Origin of the sequence: Paenibacillus sp. NFR01 (genome assembly GCF_900111565.1) — a bacterium.
Lineage (GTDB): Bacteria > Bacillota > Bacilli > Paenibacillales > Paenibacillaceae > Paenibacillus_AQ.
Map to the genome: position 1 here is coordinate 526868 of NZ_FOIK01000002.1, position 20654 is coordinate 547521.

General features: G+C 57.1%; 17 protein-coding genes. 8 read left to right on the plus strand and 9 right to left on the minus strand.

Annotation, left to right across the window (positions count from 1 at the left end; all coding sequences use genetic code 11):
- Positions 1-1151 precede the first annotated feature (1151 nt).
- From BMW84_RS13610 to BMW84_RS13620, 3 genes are read left to right on the plus strand one after another with little or no spacing between them, the layout of a single operon-like run.
- Positions 1152-1403 (plus strand): FeoA family protein, encoded by a 252-nt coding sequence (locus tag BMW84_RS13610; protein WP_091069274.1) that lies wholly within the window; start codon positions 1152-1154, stop codon positions 1401-1403.
- On the plus strand, positions 1403-2134 hold the full coding sequence (locus BMW84_RS13615; protein WP_091069276.1) for a FeoB small GTPase domain-containing protein: 732 nt from the start codon (positions 1403-1405) through the stop codon (positions 2132-2134). Before BMW84_RS13610 ends, BMW84_RS13615 begins: the two co-directional genes overlap by 1 nt.
- Entirely contained in the window at positions 2112-3521 is a 1410-nt protein-coding gene (locus tag BMW84_RS13620) for a nucleoside recognition domain-containing protein (protein WP_091069278.1), read from the plus strand. The genes BMW84_RS13615 and BMW84_RS13620 overlap by 23 nt, the downstream gene beginning before the upstream one ends.
- A 564-nt stretch (positions 3522-4085) precedes the next feature.
- On the opposite strand, the gene BMW84_RS13625 is transcribed toward BMW84_RS13620, so the two are convergent.
- The 6 genes from BMW84_RS13625 to BMW84_RS13650 all read right to left on the minus strand — a co-directional run bounded on the left by BMW84_RS13625 (position 4086) and on the right by BMW84_RS13650 (position 11757).
- A complete protein-coding gene (locus tag BMW84_RS13625) occupies positions 4086-5432 on the minus strand; it encodes a glycoside hydrolase family 30 protein (RefSeq protein ID WP_091069281.1) in 1347 nt (448 codons plus the stop codon).
- A 58-nt stretch (positions 5433-5490) separates the two neighbouring features.
- On the minus strand, positions 5491-7140 hold the full coding sequence (locus BMW84_RS13630; RefSeq protein WP_175498808.1) for a type 2 periplasmic-binding domain-containing protein: 1650 nt from the start codon (positions 7138-7140) through the stop codon (positions 5491-5493).
- A gap of 129 nt (positions 7141-7269) precedes the next feature.
- On the minus strand, positions 7270-8157 hold the full coding sequence (locus tag BMW84_RS13635) for a carbohydrate ABC transporter permease (RefSeq protein ID WP_091069283.1): 888 nt from the start codon (positions 8155-8157) through the stop codon (positions 7270-7272).
- Positions 8158-8173: 16 nt separating this feature from the next.
- Positions 8174-9157: an ABC transporter permease gene (locus tag BMW84_RS13640; protein WP_091069285.1), complete on the minus strand. Its 984-nt coding sequence runs from the start codon at positions 9155-9157 to the stop codon at positions 8174-8176.
- Between the two features lie 136 nt (positions 9158-9293).
- Entirely contained in the window at positions 9294-10313 is a 1020-nt protein-coding gene (locus tag BMW84_RS13645) for a LacI family DNA-binding transcriptional regulator (protein WP_091069288.1), read from the minus strand.
- A gap of 175 nt (positions 10314-10488) precedes the next feature.
- Positions 10489-11757, minus strand: coding sequence for an alkaline phosphatase (locus tag BMW84_RS13650; protein ID WP_091069290.1), 1269 nt, complete (start codon positions 11755-11757; stop codon positions 10489-10491).
- A gap of 209 nt (positions 11758-11966) precedes the next feature.
- Between BMW84_RS13650 and BMW84_RS13655 the strand changes: the two genes are divergently transcribed.
- The gene (locus BMW84_RS13655) at positions 11967-13142 is read left to right on the plus strand and encodes an acyltransferase family protein (RefSeq protein WP_091069292.1); all 1176 of its coding nucleotides are present in this window, start codon (positions 11967-11969) and stop codon (positions 13140-13142) included.
- 461 nt (positions 13143-13603) lie between these two features.
- Here the strand turns inward: BMW84_RS13655 and BMW84_RS13660 are convergent, their stop codons facing one another.
- Positions 13604-15043 (minus strand): aminotransferase-like domain-containing protein, encoded by a 1440-nt coding sequence (locus BMW84_RS13660; protein ID WP_091069755.1) that lies wholly within the window; start codon positions 15041-15043, stop codon positions 13604-13606.
- A gap of 150 nt (positions 15044-15193) precedes the next feature.
- On the opposite strand from BMW84_RS13660, the gene BMW84_RS13665 reads away from it, so the two are divergent.
- Entirely contained in the window at positions 15194-16153 is a 960-nt protein-coding gene (locus BMW84_RS13665; protein WP_091069295.1) for a DMT family transporter, read from the plus strand.
- A gap of 107 nt (positions 16154-16260) precedes the next feature.
- Here BMW84_RS13665 and BMW84_RS13670 read toward each other — a convergent pair whose 3' ends face one another.
- Positions 16261-16905 carry a general stress protein gene (locus BMW84_RS13670; RefSeq protein ID WP_091069298.1) on the minus strand — a complete coding sequence of 215 codons (645 nt, stop codon included), beginning with the start codon at positions 16903-16905 and terminating at the stop codon, positions 16261-16263.
- Between the two features lie 283 nt (positions 16906-17188).
- On the opposite strand from BMW84_RS13670, the gene BMW84_RS13675 reads away from it, so the two are divergent.
- The 3 genes from BMW84_RS13675 to BMW84_RS13685 all read left to right on the plus strand — a co-directional run bounded on the left by BMW84_RS13675 (position 17189) and on the right by BMW84_RS13685 (position 19522).
- Positions 17189-17500, plus strand: coding sequence for a (2Fe-2S) ferredoxin domain-containing protein (locus tag BMW84_RS13675; RefSeq protein WP_091069300.1), 312 nt, complete (start codon positions 17189-17191; stop codon positions 17498-17500).
- An 80-nt stretch (positions 17501-17580) separates the two neighbouring features.
- Complete coding sequence (locus tag BMW84_RS13680) at positions 17581-18429, plus strand: AraC family transcriptional regulator (protein ID WP_091069303.1); 849 nt, start codon at positions 17581-17583, stop codon at positions 18427-18429.
- A 103-nt stretch (positions 18430-18532) separates the two neighbouring features.
- Positions 18533-19522, plus strand: a complete 990-nt coding sequence (locus tag BMW84_RS13685) for an aldo/keto reductase (protein WP_091069305.1) — start codon at positions 18533-18535, stop codon at positions 19520-19522.
- A 132-nt stretch (positions 19523-19654) separates the two neighbouring features.
- Here the strand turns inward: BMW84_RS13685 and msrA are convergent, their stop codons facing one another.
- The gene (msrA, locus tag BMW84_RS13690) at positions 19655-20623 is read right to left on the minus strand and encodes a peptide-methionine (S)-S-oxide reductase MsrA (protein WP_091069307.1); all 969 of its coding nucleotides are present in this window, start codon (positions 20621-20623) and stop codon (positions 19655-19657) included.
- Between the last annotated feature and the right edge of the window lie 31 nt (positions 20624-20654).

A 20654-nucleotide genomic window follows, 5' to 3' on the forward strand; every position in this document is an offset into this window, starting at 1 on the left:
GCGCAGGTTGCCGGGGCGGCGGACGCCGTACCGGCAACCTGCGGCGGCGCATCCGGCGACGCGATGCCGAGACAGCAAAGTGATGCGGCACATCCGGTGGCGCGATGCGGGGCTGGCGATGTGATGCGGCACATACGGCGACGTGATGCGGCGCAACCCGCGACGTGATGCGGAGCTGGCAACGTGATGCAGAGCTGGCAACGTGATGCGGTATATCCCGCAGCGGGTTCCAGGGCCAGCCTGCGTTAGGCCGGCTATCAATGTCTGCTGCAAAAGAGAATCAGCGCGCATTCCGAAATGCTCCGCTTCCTCCGCTTCCTATGAACAGCTTTAGCCCCGGGCGAAATATGGCCCGGGGCTAAAGCGCTTGGCCGGATGCATCTGTTGCCAAGTGTAGCTCTCTAATGGACATGAGAGCCGTTATTTTTCCAAAATCACCATATTTCCCGATGCAACGGACACCAGCGCCGTTATTGTGCTATTTCTGGCTATTTTTCATCATTTTTAGCGAAATAAGGTCTCCTGTGTCCGTTAATTTCAAAAAAGGCCTGTTCTTTGGCAAATAGCGGCTCTCATGTCCGTAAGTTCTTTGGTTTTTGCCATGTTCCCACTTTCAGCACATGCCCATTCAGCAATCACGCTCCCCTCACAATCCCCTCCAAAAGGAATACTCATACGTTGGACGAGGCACACATCAACCCCCTAGTTTGTTCTAAACCTCCTGCGGAAATCAGCCAACGCCTGCGCATCGCCCCCCTTTCTCACGCTATCATTGCTTACCAGATCCCCTTGTTCTTCTATTGCCAACCAATATCATGTGCCAGTCCATTCCGGTCCCTGGACTTTTTGCCCCATACCTTCTACTCCTTTTGTTCCCAATCTTTCCTTAGGGAAACTTTTTTGTTGCAAGGACAAAGTTATACTCATATACTAATCTTGTGGATGACTACAAAAATGCTGCAAAACACCATAGATCATTCGAGAAGAAGCGATCGTTCGAGATGAAGCGATCGTTCGAGACGAAGCGATAATTCGAGATGAATCAATAGTTCGATATGTAACGATGGTCGAAATGGAACAATGGTTTGAGTTCAAAAAAAGTGGTTCGGCTTTGAACAAGAATTCGAAATGTATCCAAGGAGGCGACTGGAATGGAACGAGACTCACTCGCGTTATCGGAGGCCGGAATCGGCAGCATGGTGCGGATAAGCGGGATGGACGTGGAAGGCGTGCTGCGCAGACGGCTGCTGGACCTCGGTTTTGTGAAAGGCAATGTCGTGGAGGTGCTCCGGCGCAGCCCGCTCGGCGATCCCGCCGCCTACCGGGTCAGCAATACGACGATCGCGCTGCGGCGCGAAGAAAGCTCGCGGATTTACGGGGAACTTATCGGAGGTGAAGCGTGATGAAACGTTATACCGTAGCCTTTGCCGGCAATCCCAATACCGGAAAAAGCACGCTGTTCAACCTGCTGACCGGCATGCGCCAGCATACCGGCAACTGGGCGGGCAAAACCGTCGTCACGGCCGAAGGAGAGTTTCAATATAACGGCCGGGAGTACGTCGCCGTCGACCTGCCCGGGACATATTCGCTGTATTCCAATTCCGCCGATGAAGAGGCTGCCAGGGATTATATTATTTTCGAGCAGCCGGATGTGACGCTGGTCGTGCTGGACGCCACCTCGCTGGAGCGCAACCTCAACCTTGCCCTGCAGGTGCTGGAAATTACCGGCCGCGCAGTCATCTGCATCAATCTGATCGACGAAGCGAAAAAGCTTGGCATCGCCATCAACCTGGAGGCCATCCGGGCAGCGCTCGGCGTGCCGGTCGTCGCCGTGTCCGCGCGTAACCGGATCGGCATCGACGGGCTGCTGAAGCAGGTGGAGCGGGTCGCGACCGGCGCTTTCGCTGGCGCCCCGCTGCGGATCGCTTACAGCGAAGAGATCGAACGCGGCATCGCCGAACTGATGCCGCTGGTCGAGCACGTGCTCGGACCGAAGTATCCGGCACGCTGGGTTGCCCTGAGGCTGCTGGACGGCGATCAGAGCCTGCTGGCTTCGCTCAAAAACCGCATGCTGCAGAAACCCGGCAGCCTGCCGAAGGAGGTGCTGGGCCATGGTGCCACCGCATGCCATTAACGGCCCGGACCCGCTGGATTCCCTGCGGGACGCTGCCCGGAAGCTCGCAGACCGGGGCGCGATCCGCGACGAGATCGTCAGCGGCATCTACGGGGTATCAGCCGATATCTGCCGCCGTTCCGTCAAATACAAGGACCGCGATAAACTCCGCAGCACTTATAAACTGGATAACATTGTAACCTCAAAAATCTGGGGCTTTCCGATAATGCTTGCCGGCCTGGGGCTGGTGTTCTGGATCACCATCGCCGGAGCCAACTATCCGTCAAGCTGGCTCGCCTCGCTCTTCGGTTGGATCGAGGGCTATCTGACCTCCGGCTTCGAAGCGCTGCATGCACCGGCCTGGCTGCACGGCGTGCTGGTGCTGGGGCTGTACCGCGGTACCTCCTGGGTCATCAGCGTCATGCTGCCCCCGATGATGATTTTTTTCCCCGTCTTCGCCCTGCTGGAGAACTTTGGCTACCTGCCGCGCGTCGCCTTCAACATGGACCGCATGTTCAAAAAATCCGGCGGCCACGGCAAGCAGGCGCTGACCATGTCGATGGGGTTCGGCTGCAACGCCGCCGCCATCCTCTCCACCCGCATCATCGAGTCGCCTCGCGAGCGGATGCTCGCCATCCTGACGAATAACTTCGTGCCCTGCAACGGCCGCTGGCCGACGCTGATCCTGCTTTCCTCGATGTTTATGGTCGGCGCCGCAGCCACCGGCATGGTCAAGACATTGGCGACAGCGCTGGTCCTGATGGGCATCGTGCTGGTCGGCATCGCCGTCACGCTCGGCGTATCGTGGACAATGTCGCGGACCGCGCTGCGCGGCGTGCCGACGCATTACACCCTGGAGCTTCCGCCCTACCGCCGCCCGCAGATCCTGAAGACCATTCTGCGCTCCTCGAAGGAGAAGTCGCTGAATGTGCTGACCCGGGCCATCGTCGTCGCTGCTCCGGCCGGAATTATCACCTGGGTGCTCGGCAATGTGATGGTCGGCGGGGACAGCGTGCTGAACCATATGGCCGCGTTTTTCGATCCTTTCGCGCATCTGATCGGCCTCGACGGCTTTATTCTGATGGCTTTTATTCTCGGACTTCCGGCCAATGAAATCGTGCTCCCGATTCTGCTGATGGGCTACATGTCCTCCGGTGCCATGGTCGATGTCGACGGTCTCGGCGGCATCAAGGATATTTTCCTGAGCCACGGCTGGACCTGGCTGACCGCGCTCAACATGATGCTGTTCTCCTTGCTGCATTATCCATGCGGAACAACGCTGGTTAATATTTACAAAGAGACCCGCAGCCTCAAATGGGCGGTCGTCTCCGCCGCGCTGCCGCTCGGCATCGCGCTTGCCGTTACCTTCACCGTTGCACAGCTAGCCTATCTCTTCGGCTGGGCGTAAATCAATTAGTGGGTAAACCTCCCGCTAATTCCGAAGAAAACAGCCGATTTGCAGGAATAGTGGGATTTCCCCCCACTATTTTCTGCGTTCACCGCCATTTCGCCGACCTAGCGGCAAAAGAGGGATCAAATCCCACTAATTTCCCCGGCAAGCGGTTCGCTGCAAATTAGTGGGCGTTTTTCCCCTTAATCCATAAAAAATACTCCGCGCCGCCGAGGCTCCATCCCGCACACACCGCCTAATCGTAATATGCACCTGTTGACGCCTGTTGACGCCTGTTGGGGCTTGACCGGCTGCCGCAGCCTAACATCGCGATGCACCATCCGCCGTCCCCTTCTTCTGCGCCTCATCCAGCACTGCTTGCCACCCGCCACGCTCCGGCCGGTGGTCATCTCCACCATGGATTAAACGCAAAGAGGAGCGCCCCGAACGGGGCACTCCCTTCAACGATATGTTGTTTTCCGCCCTTAAATACTCCGACACGGTCCGCCCTTCCACGATCCGAGGCTGTCTTGCCACGACCGTGGCTTGACCGTGCTTTCACGATCGACGACGCGCCCGAACCTATCCATCCAGCTTCACCGACAGCGCGCTTTTCGCTCCCATGCGGAAGCTCAGCGCTTCGCCCCCGTCCAGCTTTAGCGCCACGTTCTCCGCCTGCTCGCTGTCGTTGAACAAGACGGCGGCGATGGACGCGTCCGGGTTGCGGAACGCTACGGCGTATACGCTGTCCTTGCCCGACTTGCAGCCGAGGCGAACAGCCCCTGGGCGGGTGATTTTGCTAAAATGCGCCAGTGCGTAATAATCCAGCGTATACTCCAGCGCACCGCTCTGCTGATTCACGGTCACGATGCCCCGGCAGGTGCTCTTGCCGAAGCCCGGTACCGTCGGGCCGTTCCGTTCATCCAGCGCCATATTCCACAGGATGAAGGATCGGCTGTAGTTTTGCAGAATCCGGATCCCCGTGCGCATTACATTGGAGAAAGCCTGCTCGAACGGCGGAATCCATTCGCCCCCGCTCCCTTCGGTAAAATGCACTTCCTTGCCGGGAACTGCACGGTATACCTCGCTTTGCGCGGCGGGCTCGCCGCCGTACCAGTGCCAGGCGACGCCGTCCACGCTGTCCCCTGCCTGCTCCAGCACGCCAAGCGGATAGTCGGGACGATCCCAGTTATGGTCGTAACACAAGATTTTACTCTCAATGCCGCTTCGCACGAATGCCGGCTTCAGATACCCGCGCACAAATTCCGCCTGCGGCTCCGGCAGCATCAGCATGCTCGGATAATGATGGGGCTCATACAAAGGCTCGTTCTGCGGCGTCACCGCATAAATCGGCAAGCCGTGCCCGGCGAACGCCTGAATGTATTTCACGAAGTATTCGGCGTACGCGCCGTAATACTCCGGCTTCAGCTGGCCGGCGATCATCGAGCCGCTCGTCTTCATCCAGCCCGGCGCGCTCCACGGGGACGCGAACAGCTTGATGTCCGGATTCAGCGCCAGTGCCCGCCGCAGCAGCGGAATGATATCCCCTTCGTCATGGGAGATGCTGAAACGGGTGAGCCCGGGGTCGCTTTCGCCTTCCGGCAGATCGTTATAGCTGTAGATCGTCCGCGCATAGTCGGAAGCGCCCATCGGCTGCCGCAGCACGGACAAGCCAATGCCCTCCTGCGGATCAAACAGCCGCTGCATGGCTTCTTCCCGGCGCGGCTCATCCAGCACCTGATTTATCAGGTAGGCCGCGGAATCGGTGAACGATGCACCGAATCCGTCGATCACCTGATATTCCTCCCGTGCATTCACTTCAACCGCGCAAGCTTCGGCATCAGGCCTAAACCGCTCCAGTTCCTCCGCCGTCCGAAGCTTGAACAGTTCGCCTTCGCCGCGGGATTCATAAATGGTTAATGTAGGCACAGTCTCTCCGCTCCCTCCTGCTGTCTGTTTTATGAAACGTTCAAATGCGCTTCCCTCACTATTTCAAGCCCAGTTTGTCTTTGTTGGCTTGCATTTTTTCGGTGCGGACCGCTGCGATCTTATCCCAGTTGTTTTGCTCCAGGAAAGATTTATAGCTGTCCAGCGTCGCATTGAATTCATCGTCGCTCTTCGAACGGATCAGGCTGACGAGCGTGGTGTTCCAGGTCGTGTCGATGGCAGTCAGGGAACGGGCTTCCGGCGTGCCTTGGGCCGGGTTGATATTTTCCAGAATAAAGTGCGGTTTCAGCTTGCCCTTGCCCCATTCTTGCATTTGCTTGATCGATTCCGGGAACGCGTCGTCGCTGAGCGCTTTATGTTTGTCATGCCCGAAGAACATGAACTCGCCCATGCGGTAGTCTTTTTTGAACTTGTCGGCATTGTTCAGTTGCAGGTCCTTCACTTCCGGCAGCAGCTCGACTTTGCCTTGGTCGTTGATTTTGTACGTTTCGCCCTCGATGCCGTAGTTCATCAGCATTTGGCCTTCGTCGCTCAAAAGATACGTAAAGATCTGGATCGCTTTCGCCGGATCTTTGCATTTTTTCGTAATGAAGCTGATCATCCAGCCGGTAATGCCCGATTGATTCAGTGTCGGCGCGTTGCCTACGGTGCTTTGCGGCCCGTCGATGGCGATATATTCCTTGCCCGGATTGCCGCTCATAAAGATTTGCAGATTACCGCCCTGCTGCGGCGTACCGTCAAGAAGCATGGTCGCGTATTTGCCGGACTTCACTTTTTCTTCAAAAGCGGGACCGTCATCCGCGAAGCTGTCGTCGCTGATATCGCCGCTGCGGTACGTTTCGTTCAGCGTTTTCAGCCAGGCCAGATAATCTTCGTCCAGGTTGCGGTTGTAGAACTTGCCGTCTTTGTCTTCCAGCGGCACGCCGAGGAAATCCTGCAGCACATCGCCGAGGGAGCCGGTGCCGGTACCGATGGAATTGAAGCCGAACGGAATGAGATCCGGGAAGCTGGTTTTGATTTTATCCATCATGCTCTTAAATTCCGCCGGTGTGCCGAAGCTTGGGCTGCCCAGCGCCTCGTACACGTCCTTGCGGATGACGAACGCCGTCTTCGCCGGAATGTTGCCGCTGTCATAATCGGCCTGCGTATTGGAATAGTTCGGATAGCCGTAAGTTTTGCCGTCGCTCAGCTGGAACCATTTCAGCGTGTCCTCCGCGGCTACTTTATTGAAATAAGGGTCGTATTGCTCGGCCAGGTCGTTCAGCGGCAGCGCCCAGCTGGCGGCCTTTTGCACCACCGGCGAATTGGAATCGAATACGGTAATCAGGTCCGGCATTTCCCCGCCCGCAAAAAAGGTATTCAGCTTCGTATCGTCGCCCTTGATAAATTTGATATTGATGTTCAAATCTTCTTTGATCTTTTTGGTCACGACGTCGTTGCCGAAATCGGTGTTCCACCAGTCGGCATTGACGTACCAGGTCAGGTCGGTCGTCTCTTTCTTTGTGTCAAGCTGCCAGGCCGGCTGATCGGCGCTTGGCGTGTAACGGCCGTCCAGCGATTCCAGCTTCTTCGCCGTGTCCTTGCCGCCATTGCCCGAGCCGCCGCATCCGCTCGCCACCAGCGCTACCGCGAGCATTGCCGTACCGATCTTCATCCCTTGTTTGCCGAAGTTTTTGAACATTCTACCCATGATTAAGCCTCCCTTTTTATAGAACAAACCTCTGAATGCATGCCCTCGCAGACTTTTTCGGTCCATCAGGCCTTTCGCCTTCCGGAGGGAGACGGACTTCAAGAAGCCCCGCCCGCCCTCCAACATCGCCTACTCCTTGACCGCCCCCATCGTCATGCCGGAGATGAAGTACCTTTGAAGCAATGGATACATCACAACGATCGGCAGAGTCGTAATGACAATCGTTGCGAGTTGAACCCCTTTGGTGGTGGTTTCGATCACGGCCGAGCCGCCGATGTTCTGCATCGACTGGGTCTGCGACTGCACGATAATCTCATACAGCTTCATTTGCAGCGGGTACAAGGCCTGATCGGTGATGTACAGCTTGGTGGTCATGAAATCGTTCCACTGGTTGACGCCGTTAAACAGCGCGATCGTTGCCATGGCGGGCATCGACAGCGGAATGAAAATGCTGATAAAGGTGCGCCAATCTCCGGCACCGTCGATTTTGGCCGATTCGTCCAGCGAATCCGGCACGTTCCGGAAAAAGTTCATCAGGATAACGACATCGTAGTAGCTAAACAGGGCCGGAATGATATACACCCAGAAGGTGTTGAGCAGGCCCAGCGATTTGATCAGCAGGTAGGTCGGAATCATCCCGCCCGAGAAAAACATTGTAATGACGCCCATCGCTACATACAGCTTGCGGCCGCGGATGTATTTTTTGCTGAGCGCATATCCGACCATGGCGCAGAAAAATACATGCGTAGCAACGCCGAGGAGGGTTTTGGTAACGGATATAAAGAAGGACTGCCAGATGCTGCTGTCCCGGAAGACGGCGCGGTAATTCTCCAGCGAAAATTCCTTGCTCCAGAAGATGAATCCGCCTTCGGCGAGCGCGCGGCCTGAACTGAAGGAGGAGATAATGACGTTCCAGAGCGGAACGACGATAATGACGGTAAACAAGATCAGCAGGACAAGATTGACCGCGTTAAAAATCCGGCTGTCGAGATCTTCCTTGATCGCTTTTTGATGCATGGCCAGGGCCTCCTTCCTATAAGACGGATTGATTGTCGTTCAGCTTGCTGGTCACCGCGTTCGCCGAGACGAGCAGGATAACGGACACGATGGATACGCCGAGACCGACCGCCGTCGCGTAAGAGAAATCGCCTTGCGTGAGACCCATCCGGTATACGTAGGAGTTGATGACCTCCGCTTTTTCCCGGTTCTGCGAATTCATGAGCACCAGCGTCTGGTCCAGATTGGAGCCGAGTAAACCGCTTACAGTCAGGATCAGGTTGAGGCTGATGATCGTGCGCATATTCGGAAGCGAGATGCTCCAGATTTGCCGCAGCCGGCTTGCGCCGTCGATTTTGGCCGCCTCGTAATAGGTCGGATCGATCTTCGCCATGATGGCCAGATACAGGATGGTGCCCCAGCCCGCTTCTTTCCAGATGTCGGAGAGCGTGGCGATCCACCAGTATTTCCCTGCGTCAAGCAGGATATTGTGCGGCTTGGAGATCAAGCCGAAGTCGAGCAGCAGTTGGTTAAACAAGCCTGTGGTCGAGAACCATGTAATCAGCATGCCGCCGAGCACGATCCAGGACAGAAAATGGGGCAAATACGAGATTGTCTGCACCCAGCGCTTGAACCGGCCGAGGTTCAGCTCGTAGATCATGACCGCCAGAATAATCGGAATGACGAAGCCGACCGCCAGCTTCAGGAAGCTGATGCCCAGCGTATTGATGACCGCCTTCCAGAAGTACGGATCGTCGACGATGATTTTGAAGTTATCCAGTCCGACCCATGGGGCCGAATCCAGCGTATCGATCACCGTGTAATTTTTAAAAGCGATACTCAGTCCGTAAATCGGTATGTAGCAGAAAATAATCATAAAAATCACGCCCGGCAGCACCATCGACTGAAGCTCCCACTGTCTGGCATAGTCGGTCCAGAATGCCTTGATTCGGCCCGGCTTTTGCTTTGGCCGGTGATTCGGCATGCCGCCGATGGACGGCGCGGCGTCCCCTTTACCCATAATGACCTCCCCTTTCTGCAACCCTTTTTCCTAAAATAATCCCGTTTCATAAAAACGTTTTTATTTTTGCGCACAAAAACCCCTTTCCCCAATTTCAGGGTTCTTCCGCTTTACTAAAAACATTCATCCTCAGCGCCTACAAAATATCGCTGCGGTCGAGCTTCACATGGCTGGAGCCTCTGACAATCAGCTCGCCTTCCAGCTTCACCATTGCGCCCTTCTCTTTCTTGCGGATCATCCGCACCAGCTGCTCGATCGCCAGCATTCCCTGCCGGGCAATCTGATTGCGAACCGTTGTCAGCGGCGGCGAATAATACTGGGCGATGTCGATATCGTCGAAGCCGATGACGCTGATATCCCGCGGAACCTCGTAGCCGAGCGCTTTCAGCGCCTGCAGGCAGCCGATGGCACTGAGATCGTTGCCGGCCAGAAAGGCGTCCGGGAGCTTGTCGGTATTCATCCGCAGGAACGACCGTACGGCATTGTACGTCGCTTCTTCCTCGAAATATCCCTGAAGAATGTATTCTTCAGGCGTATCCAGATGATACTCGCGCAGCGCGGCCAAATACCCCGCCTTCCGCTGCTCGCTGTCGAACATGGTGGCGACGCCCGAGATATAGGCAATCCGCTTATGTCCCAGTCCGATCAGGTATTTCGTAGCTTCATAGCCGGCGACAAACGAGTCGAAAATGACGCTGCCCGTCGTATCGCCTTCGATCAGCCGGTCCAGAAACACCGCCTTGATCTTGCCCTTCTCCATCGCGGCGATATCAAGATCGTTGATCCGCAGCTCTTCATAAATAATTGCGCCGTCGACCCGGTTGCCGAGGATGTTGCTCATAATGACCTGTTTATCCTTGGTCACGAACACATTCAGCCCATAGCCCAGGCGGTCGCAGGTGCTGGCCATCGATTCGACCAGCTTGTAGAAATAGGGACCGGACACGCTTGTCGTGAAAAAGCCGATCATTTTGGTCGTTCCCGATTTAAGCAGCTTGCCGTTCAGGTTCGGCACGTAATTCAGACGTTTGGCCACCTCAAGCACATGCGATTTCGTTTCCGGATTCAGTACGTCCACATCGTTCAGCGCGTTGGAGACGGTGGAAATCGAAACGCCGGCTTCCCGTGCCACGTCCTTGATGGTCACTCTCGCCATAGTTATTCTTCTTTCTATAAAAACGTTTTTACTCACTCAAGATATCATAAAACCGTTTTCAGTGCAATATGAAAAATAGGCGTATCCGCAAAAGGCCCGATGCCTTGCTTGCAGATACGCCGGATTTGTCGGACGCAATCTTCGTTTGATGAAGCCTTTGTTTGCTGCCTTCTTATTACTTCGCCTTCAGTCCCAGCGACTGCATCAGCTTGTTGAACACTTCGGTGTTTTCGTAAACGCCGGTGAAGAGCTGCGCGTTTTTACCCGTAGCCGTTACCGGAATGTCCACCGCGGTGTGGCCGGAGGTTGTCCAGTCCACGACGAAGTTCAGCTTGGAGTTCGCGATGGCAAACGGACCGTCTTCCTTGGAGATGCCGTCGCCGGATTCGTCGGCGTCGTCGGCCGATTCAATCGCAAAGCCGCCCGTTTCATGGTCGGCCAGTACGATGACGAGCGTGTCCGTATGGGTTTTGGCATACGCTTTAGCTACGCTTACCGCCTTGTCCAGCTCCTGGCCGGATTTGATCGTCATTTTGGCGTTGTTTTGGTGAGCGAATTCGTCGGTGCCTTCCTCTTCAACCATAAGCACGAAGCCTTTTTTATTGGCCGACAGGGTGCTGAGGGCTTTTTGCGTCATCTCGGCAAGCGGAACGACCGGATTGTAGATGTCGCCTTCGCCTTCCGGCTTTTGCTGGAACATCTCTTCATTGGCGAACAGGCCAAGCAGCTTGGAGCCTTTCGCATTTTTCAGGCCGTCCTTCGTGGTGACGTAAGTATAGCCCAGCGATTTGGCTTTATCGATCAGATTGCCTTGCGTGCCCTTGCTCTTCTCGGAAGGATCTTCTGCCGGCGTATCGGCGAATTTGCCGGGATTGCCTGCCGGGTACCAGAAGTCTTCGCCGCCGCCGAGCAGCACGTCCACTTTGCTTGAAGTCAGGAATTGCAGCGCGATATCGCTTTGCTTCGAACGGTCTTCCACATGCGCTCCGAAAGCGGCGCCGGTAGCGTCCGTCACCTGGCTGGTCGTTACGACGCCGGTCGATTTGCCTGCATCCTTCGCATATTCCATAATCGTTTTAACCGATTTTTTGTTTTCATCCATGCCGATAGCCCCGTTGTAGGTCTTCACACCGCTTGCGAACGCCGTTGCCGCCGCCGCCGAGTCCGTAACCGGAATGGTGGAGCTGGTGCGGATCAGGCCGGCATACGGCATGTCGTCCATCGCCAGCTTGCCTTTTTCGCCGACCGTCGCCAGGCGGATCGCGTCGCGTTGCGCCGTGCCCATGCCGTCGCCGACAAAAATGATTACATTTTTGGTGGTTGCCGTAGCGGCTTCCGCCGTTTTTCCCGCAGGAGCTCCGATCAGGTTTGTCGCCAGCAATGCGCCAGCTGCGGTTACTGCCAATCCTGTAGCTGCCATCCGTTTCTTCTTCTGAGTGTTCATTGTTTCCCTCCCACATAGATAGGTTTACCAAAAACATCATAAGTCCCCAATATTAAGGGAATATTTTCTTAAATTCACTTTTTCGTCAAAATATCAGCGACACCCCAACAAATTTTAACTTAAATTTTGCATTAATTTTACTTGAACTGACAAAAAAGCTGGGTTATGATTACCAGTAAAATATTTCTATATCTAGAAGGAGTGATGTGATGAAACGGGTAGTTCCGCTAGATTCCGTGCGAGGCCTTGCATCGCTGTCCGTGCTTTTCCACCATCTCTGGCAGTATTACCCCGCACTTCCCGAAATCTTTCGCTATACTCCGGCCCGGGCGCTGATCGGCGGCCACCAGGCGGTAATCCTTTTTTTTATCCTCAGCGGTTTTGTTCTGGCCCTCCCGTTTCTTGAAGGCAGGTCGCTGCCCTACTTTTCCTATCTGATCAAAAGAGTGTTCCGCATCTATCTCCCCTATCTCGTGGCCCTCGGAGCCGCCGTTTTTCTGGCCTTTCAATTTCATTCCCGCAGCGAAACGGAAGTCGGCTCGCATCTTTACACCTTTTGGCAAAGCGGTTTCGGTCTCGGCCTGATCCTTGAACATGTGGGCTTGCTGGGGAATATTCACACCGATGCTTACAACACCGTCATCTGGTCGCTCATTCATGAAATGCGCATCTCCATCGTTTTCCCGCTCATTATGCTGCTGATCATCAAACGCGGCCTCGGCTTTAACCTCGGTCTATGTGCCGCTCTTGTGGCGGTAAGCGCCGTCAATGATATTTTCCAAATCGAAACCTCGCGGGGCTTCCACACTACCTTTTTCGATACGCTCTATTACGGCTCGTTTTTCATCATCGGGGCGCTTGCCGCCAAACACCGGGACAAGCTTATGAATCTGTATCTCCGCATGACCGTAAGGCAAAAATGGGCGCTCGCCGCGGCCGCCCTGCTGCTCTACTGCTATTCCCGCGCCGTCTCCAATCTGATTCACGTTCCGTTTAACCGTGTATTCGACGATTACGGCATTGCCGCCGGCGTACTGATCTTCCTGACCCTGGCGCTGGCCTCGGGCAAAACGATCGCCCTGCTCTCGAAGAAGCCGGTCCGATTCTTCGGCGACATCTCGTACAGCCTGTACCTGTACCATTTCATCGTGCTGCTCAGCGTCGGCTATATCTTCCGCGGCACGCTCCCCTACTGGGCGGTCTGCTTCCTCACGCTGGCAATCAGCATTCCAATCGCTGCGCTCAGCTACACGTTTGTTGAAAAATCCGCCATCGCGCTCGGCGGCAAGCTCTCCCGCAAGGCGGCGGCCGGGGCTGCGCGCAAGCAGCAGCGCCGCGCCGATGCCGCCGGCGAGCTGGTGCTCGGCGAGCATACCGCGAGCTAGGCGCAGCGGGCTGGGGGCCGGCGGGCTGGGGGCGCGGCGGGCTGGCGGAGCGAGCTTGCGCGGAGCAAATAGGCGGAAAACATCCCACTATTTCGGCTGCTATTCTGCGAGCAACAAATTAGTGGGATGAAATCCCACTAATTCAAGTCCAACACGGGCATTCGCGCAAAATAGCATGAATTAAGCGGATGTTTTCCCACTAATTGCTTCAATTCGTTCTTTCAGGCGAAATTAGTGGGATGAAATCCCACTAACCGTTTCTCCGTCGGCCCGCACTCCGTTCGAAGTATCGAAGCTAACCTGCGCGCCAATAACTCTCCCACACACGAATAACCCCGGTGCCATGCGGGGCACAACCACAATCCGCCGGATCAACAGGGGGGAAATGGATGTGCACGCATATTCGCACCGGGGTTATTCAGCTTTCCAAATTTGACCGGCCATCGTAGTTAATTGCCTGCCTACAACGGCCGCTTGCCCTCCGCCAGCCGGATCAGCCGGTCCATCCCTGCGCGCAGCAGTCCCTCGCCGACATAAGAGTAGCTGAGGCGGAGGTAATTCCGCATTCCGCCAAGCGGGTCGAACACCTCGCCGGGGATGAAGGTGATGGATTGCTCCATTGCCGCCGGCAGCAGCTCCGCCGTGGAGCCCGCCCCCGGCAGCTTCACCCACAGGTTCAAGCCGCCTTGGGGCGGCGTCCACTCCCAGCCTGCGCCGGCCAGCGCTTCCTCCATAATCTCCTTATGCACCTGAAGCGCGATCCGCAGCTTCTCGAGATGCTGCTGCAGGCGCGGCGAGGTGTAGTAGTGGAGGAAGATTTTCTGATTTAAGAGCGGCGTGCCATTGTCCGCGATGGACTTGGCGGTGATCAGCCGCTCCATCAGCGGGTGGCGGCAGGCGACCGCGCAGATGCGCAGGCCGGGCGCGACATATTTGCTGAAGCTTCCGATGTAGATGACCCAGCCTTCCGTGTCGTAGGAATACAGCGGCGGGGGCGGCTCGGCCCCAAAGTACATGTCCCGGAACGGGTCGTCCTCCACCAGCAGGCAGCGGTACCGCTCCGCCAGCTCCACCAGCTGCTTGCGCTGGACAGCGGGCACGGTATACCCCGTCGGATTGTGATGCGTCGGGTTCAGGTAGAACATGCGCGGCCGGTGACGGCGCATCAGCGCCTCCAACGCTTCCAGGTCGTAGCCGCCGGGCGTAATCTCAACCGGCAGCAGCCGGGCCCCCGCGCGGCGGAAAATATCCATCGCCACGCTGTACGTCGGCCGCTCGACAAGCACAACATCGAGTGGACCAAGGAGCAGCCCGGCGACCAGATTGATCGCCTGCTGCGCGCCCGAGGTAATGATCAGCTCGTCCGTGGACAGCTGCAGCCCGTAGCGGCGCCGGAAATGCCTGCTCAGCGTTTCGCGCAGTTCGTCGTCGCCTTGGATGGACGCGTAGGTACCCATGACCTTCGGGTACAGATCGAATACTTTTTTTACATAGTCGGACAAATACAGGTTCGGCAGCAGGTTCGGATCGATCAGCGCCTGCGAGAACTGGTATTTCATCCGCAGCCGCTGGATATCCGAGAGCGGATTGACCACGGCGTAGCCGGGAACTTCCGCCTTCTCGCCGCTTTCCCGTCCGTTATCCGCCCGATGTTCCGCCGAGCCCGAGGGCGAGACATAATATCCCGCTTTGTCGCGCACATAGATGACTCCGCTGTCTGCCAGCTCGCGGCATGCCCGGAACACCGTTAACCGGTGCACCTGCAATTCTTCGGCTAGCAGCCGCACGGAAGGCAGCTTGTCATGCGCCTTCCACTCCCCGCGCTGAATCCGGTTGGCGAGGTGATCCCGCACTTGGCGGAACAAAGGATATCCCTGAACCGAGCCCGCTTTACTGTTCATTTTCAACTCCCCCGGCTCCCATAATCGGTGGCCTTCATTTACGTTGTTATCATTGTACAGCATCCGGCTGTCAATCTGTTCTGCGCAGTCCAATCTGTTCTGCGGTATTCCCTTTATGATATACAAAAATGTCCGTAAAGGGGAATCCTGATGATTTTACTGGCCTATTCCATTGTTTGTCTGATCTTCGGCACTACCTTTCTCGCGATCAAGGTCGGCGTGGATGCGGGACTCCCGCCCTTTTTCTCCGCCGGGGTGCGCTTCTTCCTCGCAGGCTGCCTGATTCTGCTGTGGGCCAGATCCCGGGGCAAGACGAGCTTCTCCCTCCTGCTGCGCAAAGAAATGCTGATTACCGGCGCGGCGCTCAGCTTCGGCACCTTCTCCTGCCTGTACTGGGCTGAGCAGTATGTCTCTTCCGGCCTCGCCGCCGTGCTCTCCGCCACCGGTCCAATGATGATTCTGCTGATGCAGACCGCCGCGCTCCGTCAGAAGCCTTCGCGGGTTTCGCTGTACGGCTGCATCATCGGTTTTGCCGGCGTCATTCTGCTCGTGTTGCCCAGCCTGGCGCTCGATTACTCGCCGCTCTGGCTGACCGGCTGCGTCGTCGTGCTGATCGGTGAATGCTGTTATGCCGGAGGCGCGATTTATTCCAAAAAAGTAACCGCCGCATTCAGCGACGTCTCGCCCATTGCCTTAAATGCCGCCCAAATGCTGTATGGCGGTGCCCTGCTCCTGGTCTTGTCCATGTTCACGGAGACCGGTGACATCCATCCCGAAACCTTGTTTGCCTTGAAACCCGCCGGCGCGCTGCTGTATCTGACAATTGCCGGATCGATGGTCGGACATTCGTTGTTCTACTGGCTGGTCGCCCGTACCAATCCGGTGTTTCCTTCGACCTGGCTGTATGTATCTCCGCCGATTGCCGTCGGCGTCGGTTATCTGTTCTACGGGGAAGCCGTGACCTGGCTGACGCTGCTTGGCGTGCTTACGATTCTGGCCGGAACCATTCTCGTCAATGTCCAGGCACTGAAGGGCATGCTCAGCGGCAAGCTGACGGGCAAAGCCGGCGCAGCAAAAAAGGCATCTCTCGATGCCCTCGCGCAAAAATAACCCGTTTACTAATTTCCGCCTGAAACGCTGGCGTATTGCAGCCTGCCGGGTCAGGTACTGCTTGTATCCATCGTGGTCTGGCCACATTCCATCTGCCCGGTCTGCATTCACCGTGTCCGGCCGGCATTCATCGTGTCCAGCCCGGTATCCTTGCGGCCCTCCCGGCCATGCCCATGGGCGGCGGCATCCGCCATGTCCTCGGCGTCAATCGGCTTCCGATCTGGAAGCGCCATGTCGCGGGGTATCGGCGGTTCCGGAAGCTTCCCGGCATTCAGCGAATGATGGCTGCGGAACACTTCCTGCACCTCGGACGCCCGTCCGGCCTCTGCGTCTACCATCAACAGAATCCGGCCGGCGTCGATTTCCTTGTTGTAGCTGCGCGCCTCATCCTCCGGAATGCCAAGGCCGATGAGCCCGCCGACCAGTCCTCCGGTGCCGGCGCCGACCGCCGCGCCAGCGAGCGTCGCCGCGATGGGTCCTGCGGCCAGAATCGGCCCGATCCCCGGGATCGCCAGCGCCCCGATGCCGGCGAGCAGGCCGGTCAGACCGCCGAGAAATCCGCCGGTCGCGGCGCCGGAGGCCAGTCCCTCCGGCGCCCGCGTACCGGTATCATCGGCAATGGCATCCGCCTGCCGGGTGTTGCGGGCAATGACGGAGATGTCATCGGTATAGAACCCCCGGCGCTTCAATTCCTCGATCGCCTGCGATGCATCATGCTCGTGTTCAAACACACCTGCGATTTTCGTATCCATGCGGTTTCCCTCCTGCTGTCTCTGCCGGTAAGGGCATTCTTTTCTTTTTACTTAACCAAGCCGCCCGGCGCTAAACGGCAAAACGGCAGAAAGCCCGTCTCCGGTCACATATTTTTCACATTCCCTGAAATGCGTAAGTTTAACTTACACAAAGTTTACCTTTTTTCAGCAGATGTTAAGCCTTTGGGAACAATGCGTCCGGCCGCATTACAGCCAACGAAAAAGGGACTATACTCCTTCATAAGAAAACCATCCATTTTTACAGGCCGAAGGGGGATTGTCCATGAATATGCGGCTCAAAGTGCTGAAGAAACATCTGCTGTTCTGCTGCAGCGAGCATTGCAACAATCAGGATGTCGAGGATGTGATGCAGGCGTTTAAGGAAAATCTGGTCGAGCAGGGCATCAACAAAACGGTCAAGCTGAACAAAACGAGCTGCCTCGGACTTTGCGGCAACGGTCCGTTTGTCATTGTGTACCCCGACGGCGTCTGGTATTACAACGTCACGACCGACGATGTGCCGCGCATCGTGCAGGAGCATTTAATCGGCGGCGAACCCGTGGATGAGCTGGTCATGCTGAAAATGGAAGCGTGAACGGCGGCAAGGTATTGTATAATAGACTGCGGAATCACCTCGAATCAGAAATGCATGAATTCGGGAGAGGAGCATCCGCGATGGCTATTTTCAAATACAATACCTACCGGCCTGCCCAAGGGCTTTCCGGTATGCATCTTCATTATTGGGGCAAAGAACGCTGCGCTCCCGGCCACTCGGTCGGGCCCGGCGTCCGTGATATTTACAAAGTCCATTTTATCCATGCAGGCACCGGGATCGTCACCGTCGGCGAACGGACCTATACGCTCGGCGCGGGCCAGGCTTTTCTCATCTACCCGCATATCGTCACGTATTATGCCGCAGACAGCCATGACCCGTGGACGTATTCCTGGGCCGCTTTTACCGGCGATGAAATTGCCCGCCTGCTGGCTGCAACACGGCTGACGCCGGAGCACCCGGTGTTCCCGATGGACGGGTTGCTGATGCCGGAGCTTTACGACAGGCTGACCGAAGCCGCGGCGCTGGAGGATTGCCTGGATCTTCCGCTGAAAGCGATCATGTACGACTTTTTTGCATTGCTGCTGCGGACCGTACCGGCGGCGCCCGAGAATCTTCCCGTGCCGCGGATCAAAAGCCGTTACGTGGAGGAATGTCTGCATTTTCTGCATGCCCATTACAACGAGAACGTGACGGTGGAAATGATGTCCGCGTCGCTGAAGCTGGACCGCAAATATTTGTCCGCGCTGTTCAAGCGCTCCGTCGGCCTCCCGCCGCAGCAATATCTGCTCAACTACCGGATGGCCAAAGCCTGCGAACTGCTCGCCGAAACCCGCTGCACCGTCGGTGAAATCTCGCGTTCGGTGGGCTACCAGGACCCGCTGCTGTTTTCGCGGATGTTTAAGAAGGTCAAGCAAGTATCGCCTTCGGAATACCGCAGCCGGCATCAGGAAGATGACATTGTCCTATAAACATCATCCATGCTGACATATTCCGCCCCGCCTCTCCTTGCTACAATTAGAGTGTTCGCCCGGGTCACCCCGGCACATCTCTACACGTACAGGAGGAATCCAGATGTATATTGCAAGCCCCGAACGTTACGACAGCATGAAATATAACCGGTCCGGCCGCAGCGGTCTGCTGCTTCCCGCCATTTCCCTGGGCCTGTGGCATAATTTTGGCGGCATCGACGTTTATGAAAACGGACGCAATATGGTCCGCCGCGCCTTTGACCTCGGGATCACGCATTTCGATCTTGCCAACAATTACGGGCCGCCGCCCGGCTCCGCCGAGGAGAATTTCGGAAAAATCCTGCGCCATGACCTCGCGCCATACCGCGACGAGCTGATCATTTCCACCAAAGCCGGCTACTACATGTGGCAGGGACCTTACGGCGAATGGGGCTCGAAGAAATACCTGGTGTCGAGCCTGGATCAAAGCCTGAAGCGGATGGGGCTGGAGTACGTGGATATTTTTTACCACCATCGTCCCGATCCGAACACGCCGCTGGAAGAAACAATGGCCGCGCTGGACCTCATCGTCCGCCAAGGCAAAGCGCTGTATGTCGGCCTCTCCAACTACCGGCCGGCCGAAGCCCGCGAAGCGGCGCAGATTCTCCGCCGCCTAGGCACGCCTTGCCTGATCCATCAGCCGAACTATTCGATGTTCTCACGCTGGATCGAAGAAGGGCTGCAGGACGTGCTGGCGGAAGAAGGCATCGGCTCCATCGTCTTCTCGCCGCTGCAGGGCGGCCTGCTCACCGACCGCTACCTGAACGGCATCGCGCCGGACTCCCGCGCCGCCGGACCGAGCGTGTTCCTTAACGAAAACGCGGTAACCGAAGAAGTGCTGGGCAAAGTGCGCAAGCTGAGCGAAATCGCCGCTGCCCGCGGCCAGAAGATGTCCCAGCTCGCCCTCTCCTGGGTGCTGCGCGGCGGCAAGGTAACTTCCGCCCTGATCGGCGCCAGCAAGGTCAGCCAGATCGAAGATGCCGTCGCCTCGCTGAATGCGCCGGAGCTCACCGCCGAAGAGCTGGAGCAGATCGAAACCATTCTGCGCGGCTAGTTCCGGTGATGGCATTGCTGTGCGCAGCACGGAATGCGGCAAGCGGTGCGGCATGCTGCTCAGCATGCCTTACCTTACAAACAAAGCAGGCCCTTGACCGGTTCGTAGGAACCGGCAAGGGCCTGCTTGAGGTTAAGGGAACAGCTGCAGGTATCGGGCGAACCCTTGCTCCGCCAGCGCTTCCTTCGGAATAAAGCGCAGCGCCGCCGAGTTCACCTGGTAATGCAGCTTGTCCGGGCCGGGGCCGTCGTGCAGCAGACGGCCCAGATAAGCGCCGCTGAGCCGGCTGCGCAGCGCCGTCTTCGGCTTGCCGCCGCCAAGGTCCGCCTCCCGGCGGACCAGCCCCTCGGCAAGCGGTTTCGTGAACGCCGGCCAGCCGTCGCCGGCGTCGTATTGATCCGCGGAGTGGAACAGCGGATCGCCGCTCAATACATCGGCGTACAGCCCTTCGCCGTTGAAATTCCAATAGGCATTGGCGAATGCCGGCTCCATCGCCTTGCGCTGCGTCACTTCAATCTGGAGCGGCGTTAATCCCGCCAGCCGCTTCCGCTGGTCCTCCGCGCGGTTCCAGTGATGCTCCGCGAATTCATCCCGCCCGGACGCTTTATGATACTGCTTGTAATCGAACGGATGCGTTTTGTAGTAGTGTTGATGAACCGCCTCCGCGGGATAAAAAGCCGCCGCCGGAAGGATCGGCGTGACGATGGGCTTCTTGAACCGGCGGCTCGCCTGAAGCGCCGCCCGCGACGCCTCGGCCAGCCGCCGCTGCTCTTCGCTGTGCACGAAGATGGCCGCCCGGTACGATTCCCCGCGGTCCATGAACTGCCCGCCGTCGTCCGTCGGATCGATCAGCTGCCAATAAATGTCGAGCAGCCGCTCATACGGGAACAGCTCCGGTTGAAACGTAATTTGCACCGCTTCCGCATGCCCCGTCGTATTCATGCCCACCTCATCATAGGTAGGGTTGTCCGTCGTTCCGCCCGTATACCCCGATACGACCGAGACAATGCCCGGCAGCTCGTCAAAGGGCTTGACCATACACCAGAAGCAGCCGCCCGCAAACGTGGCCCGCTCCTCTTTCAACGACTTCGGTTCTTCCATAGGCTGCTGCCTCCTTTTGGATCCATTATAT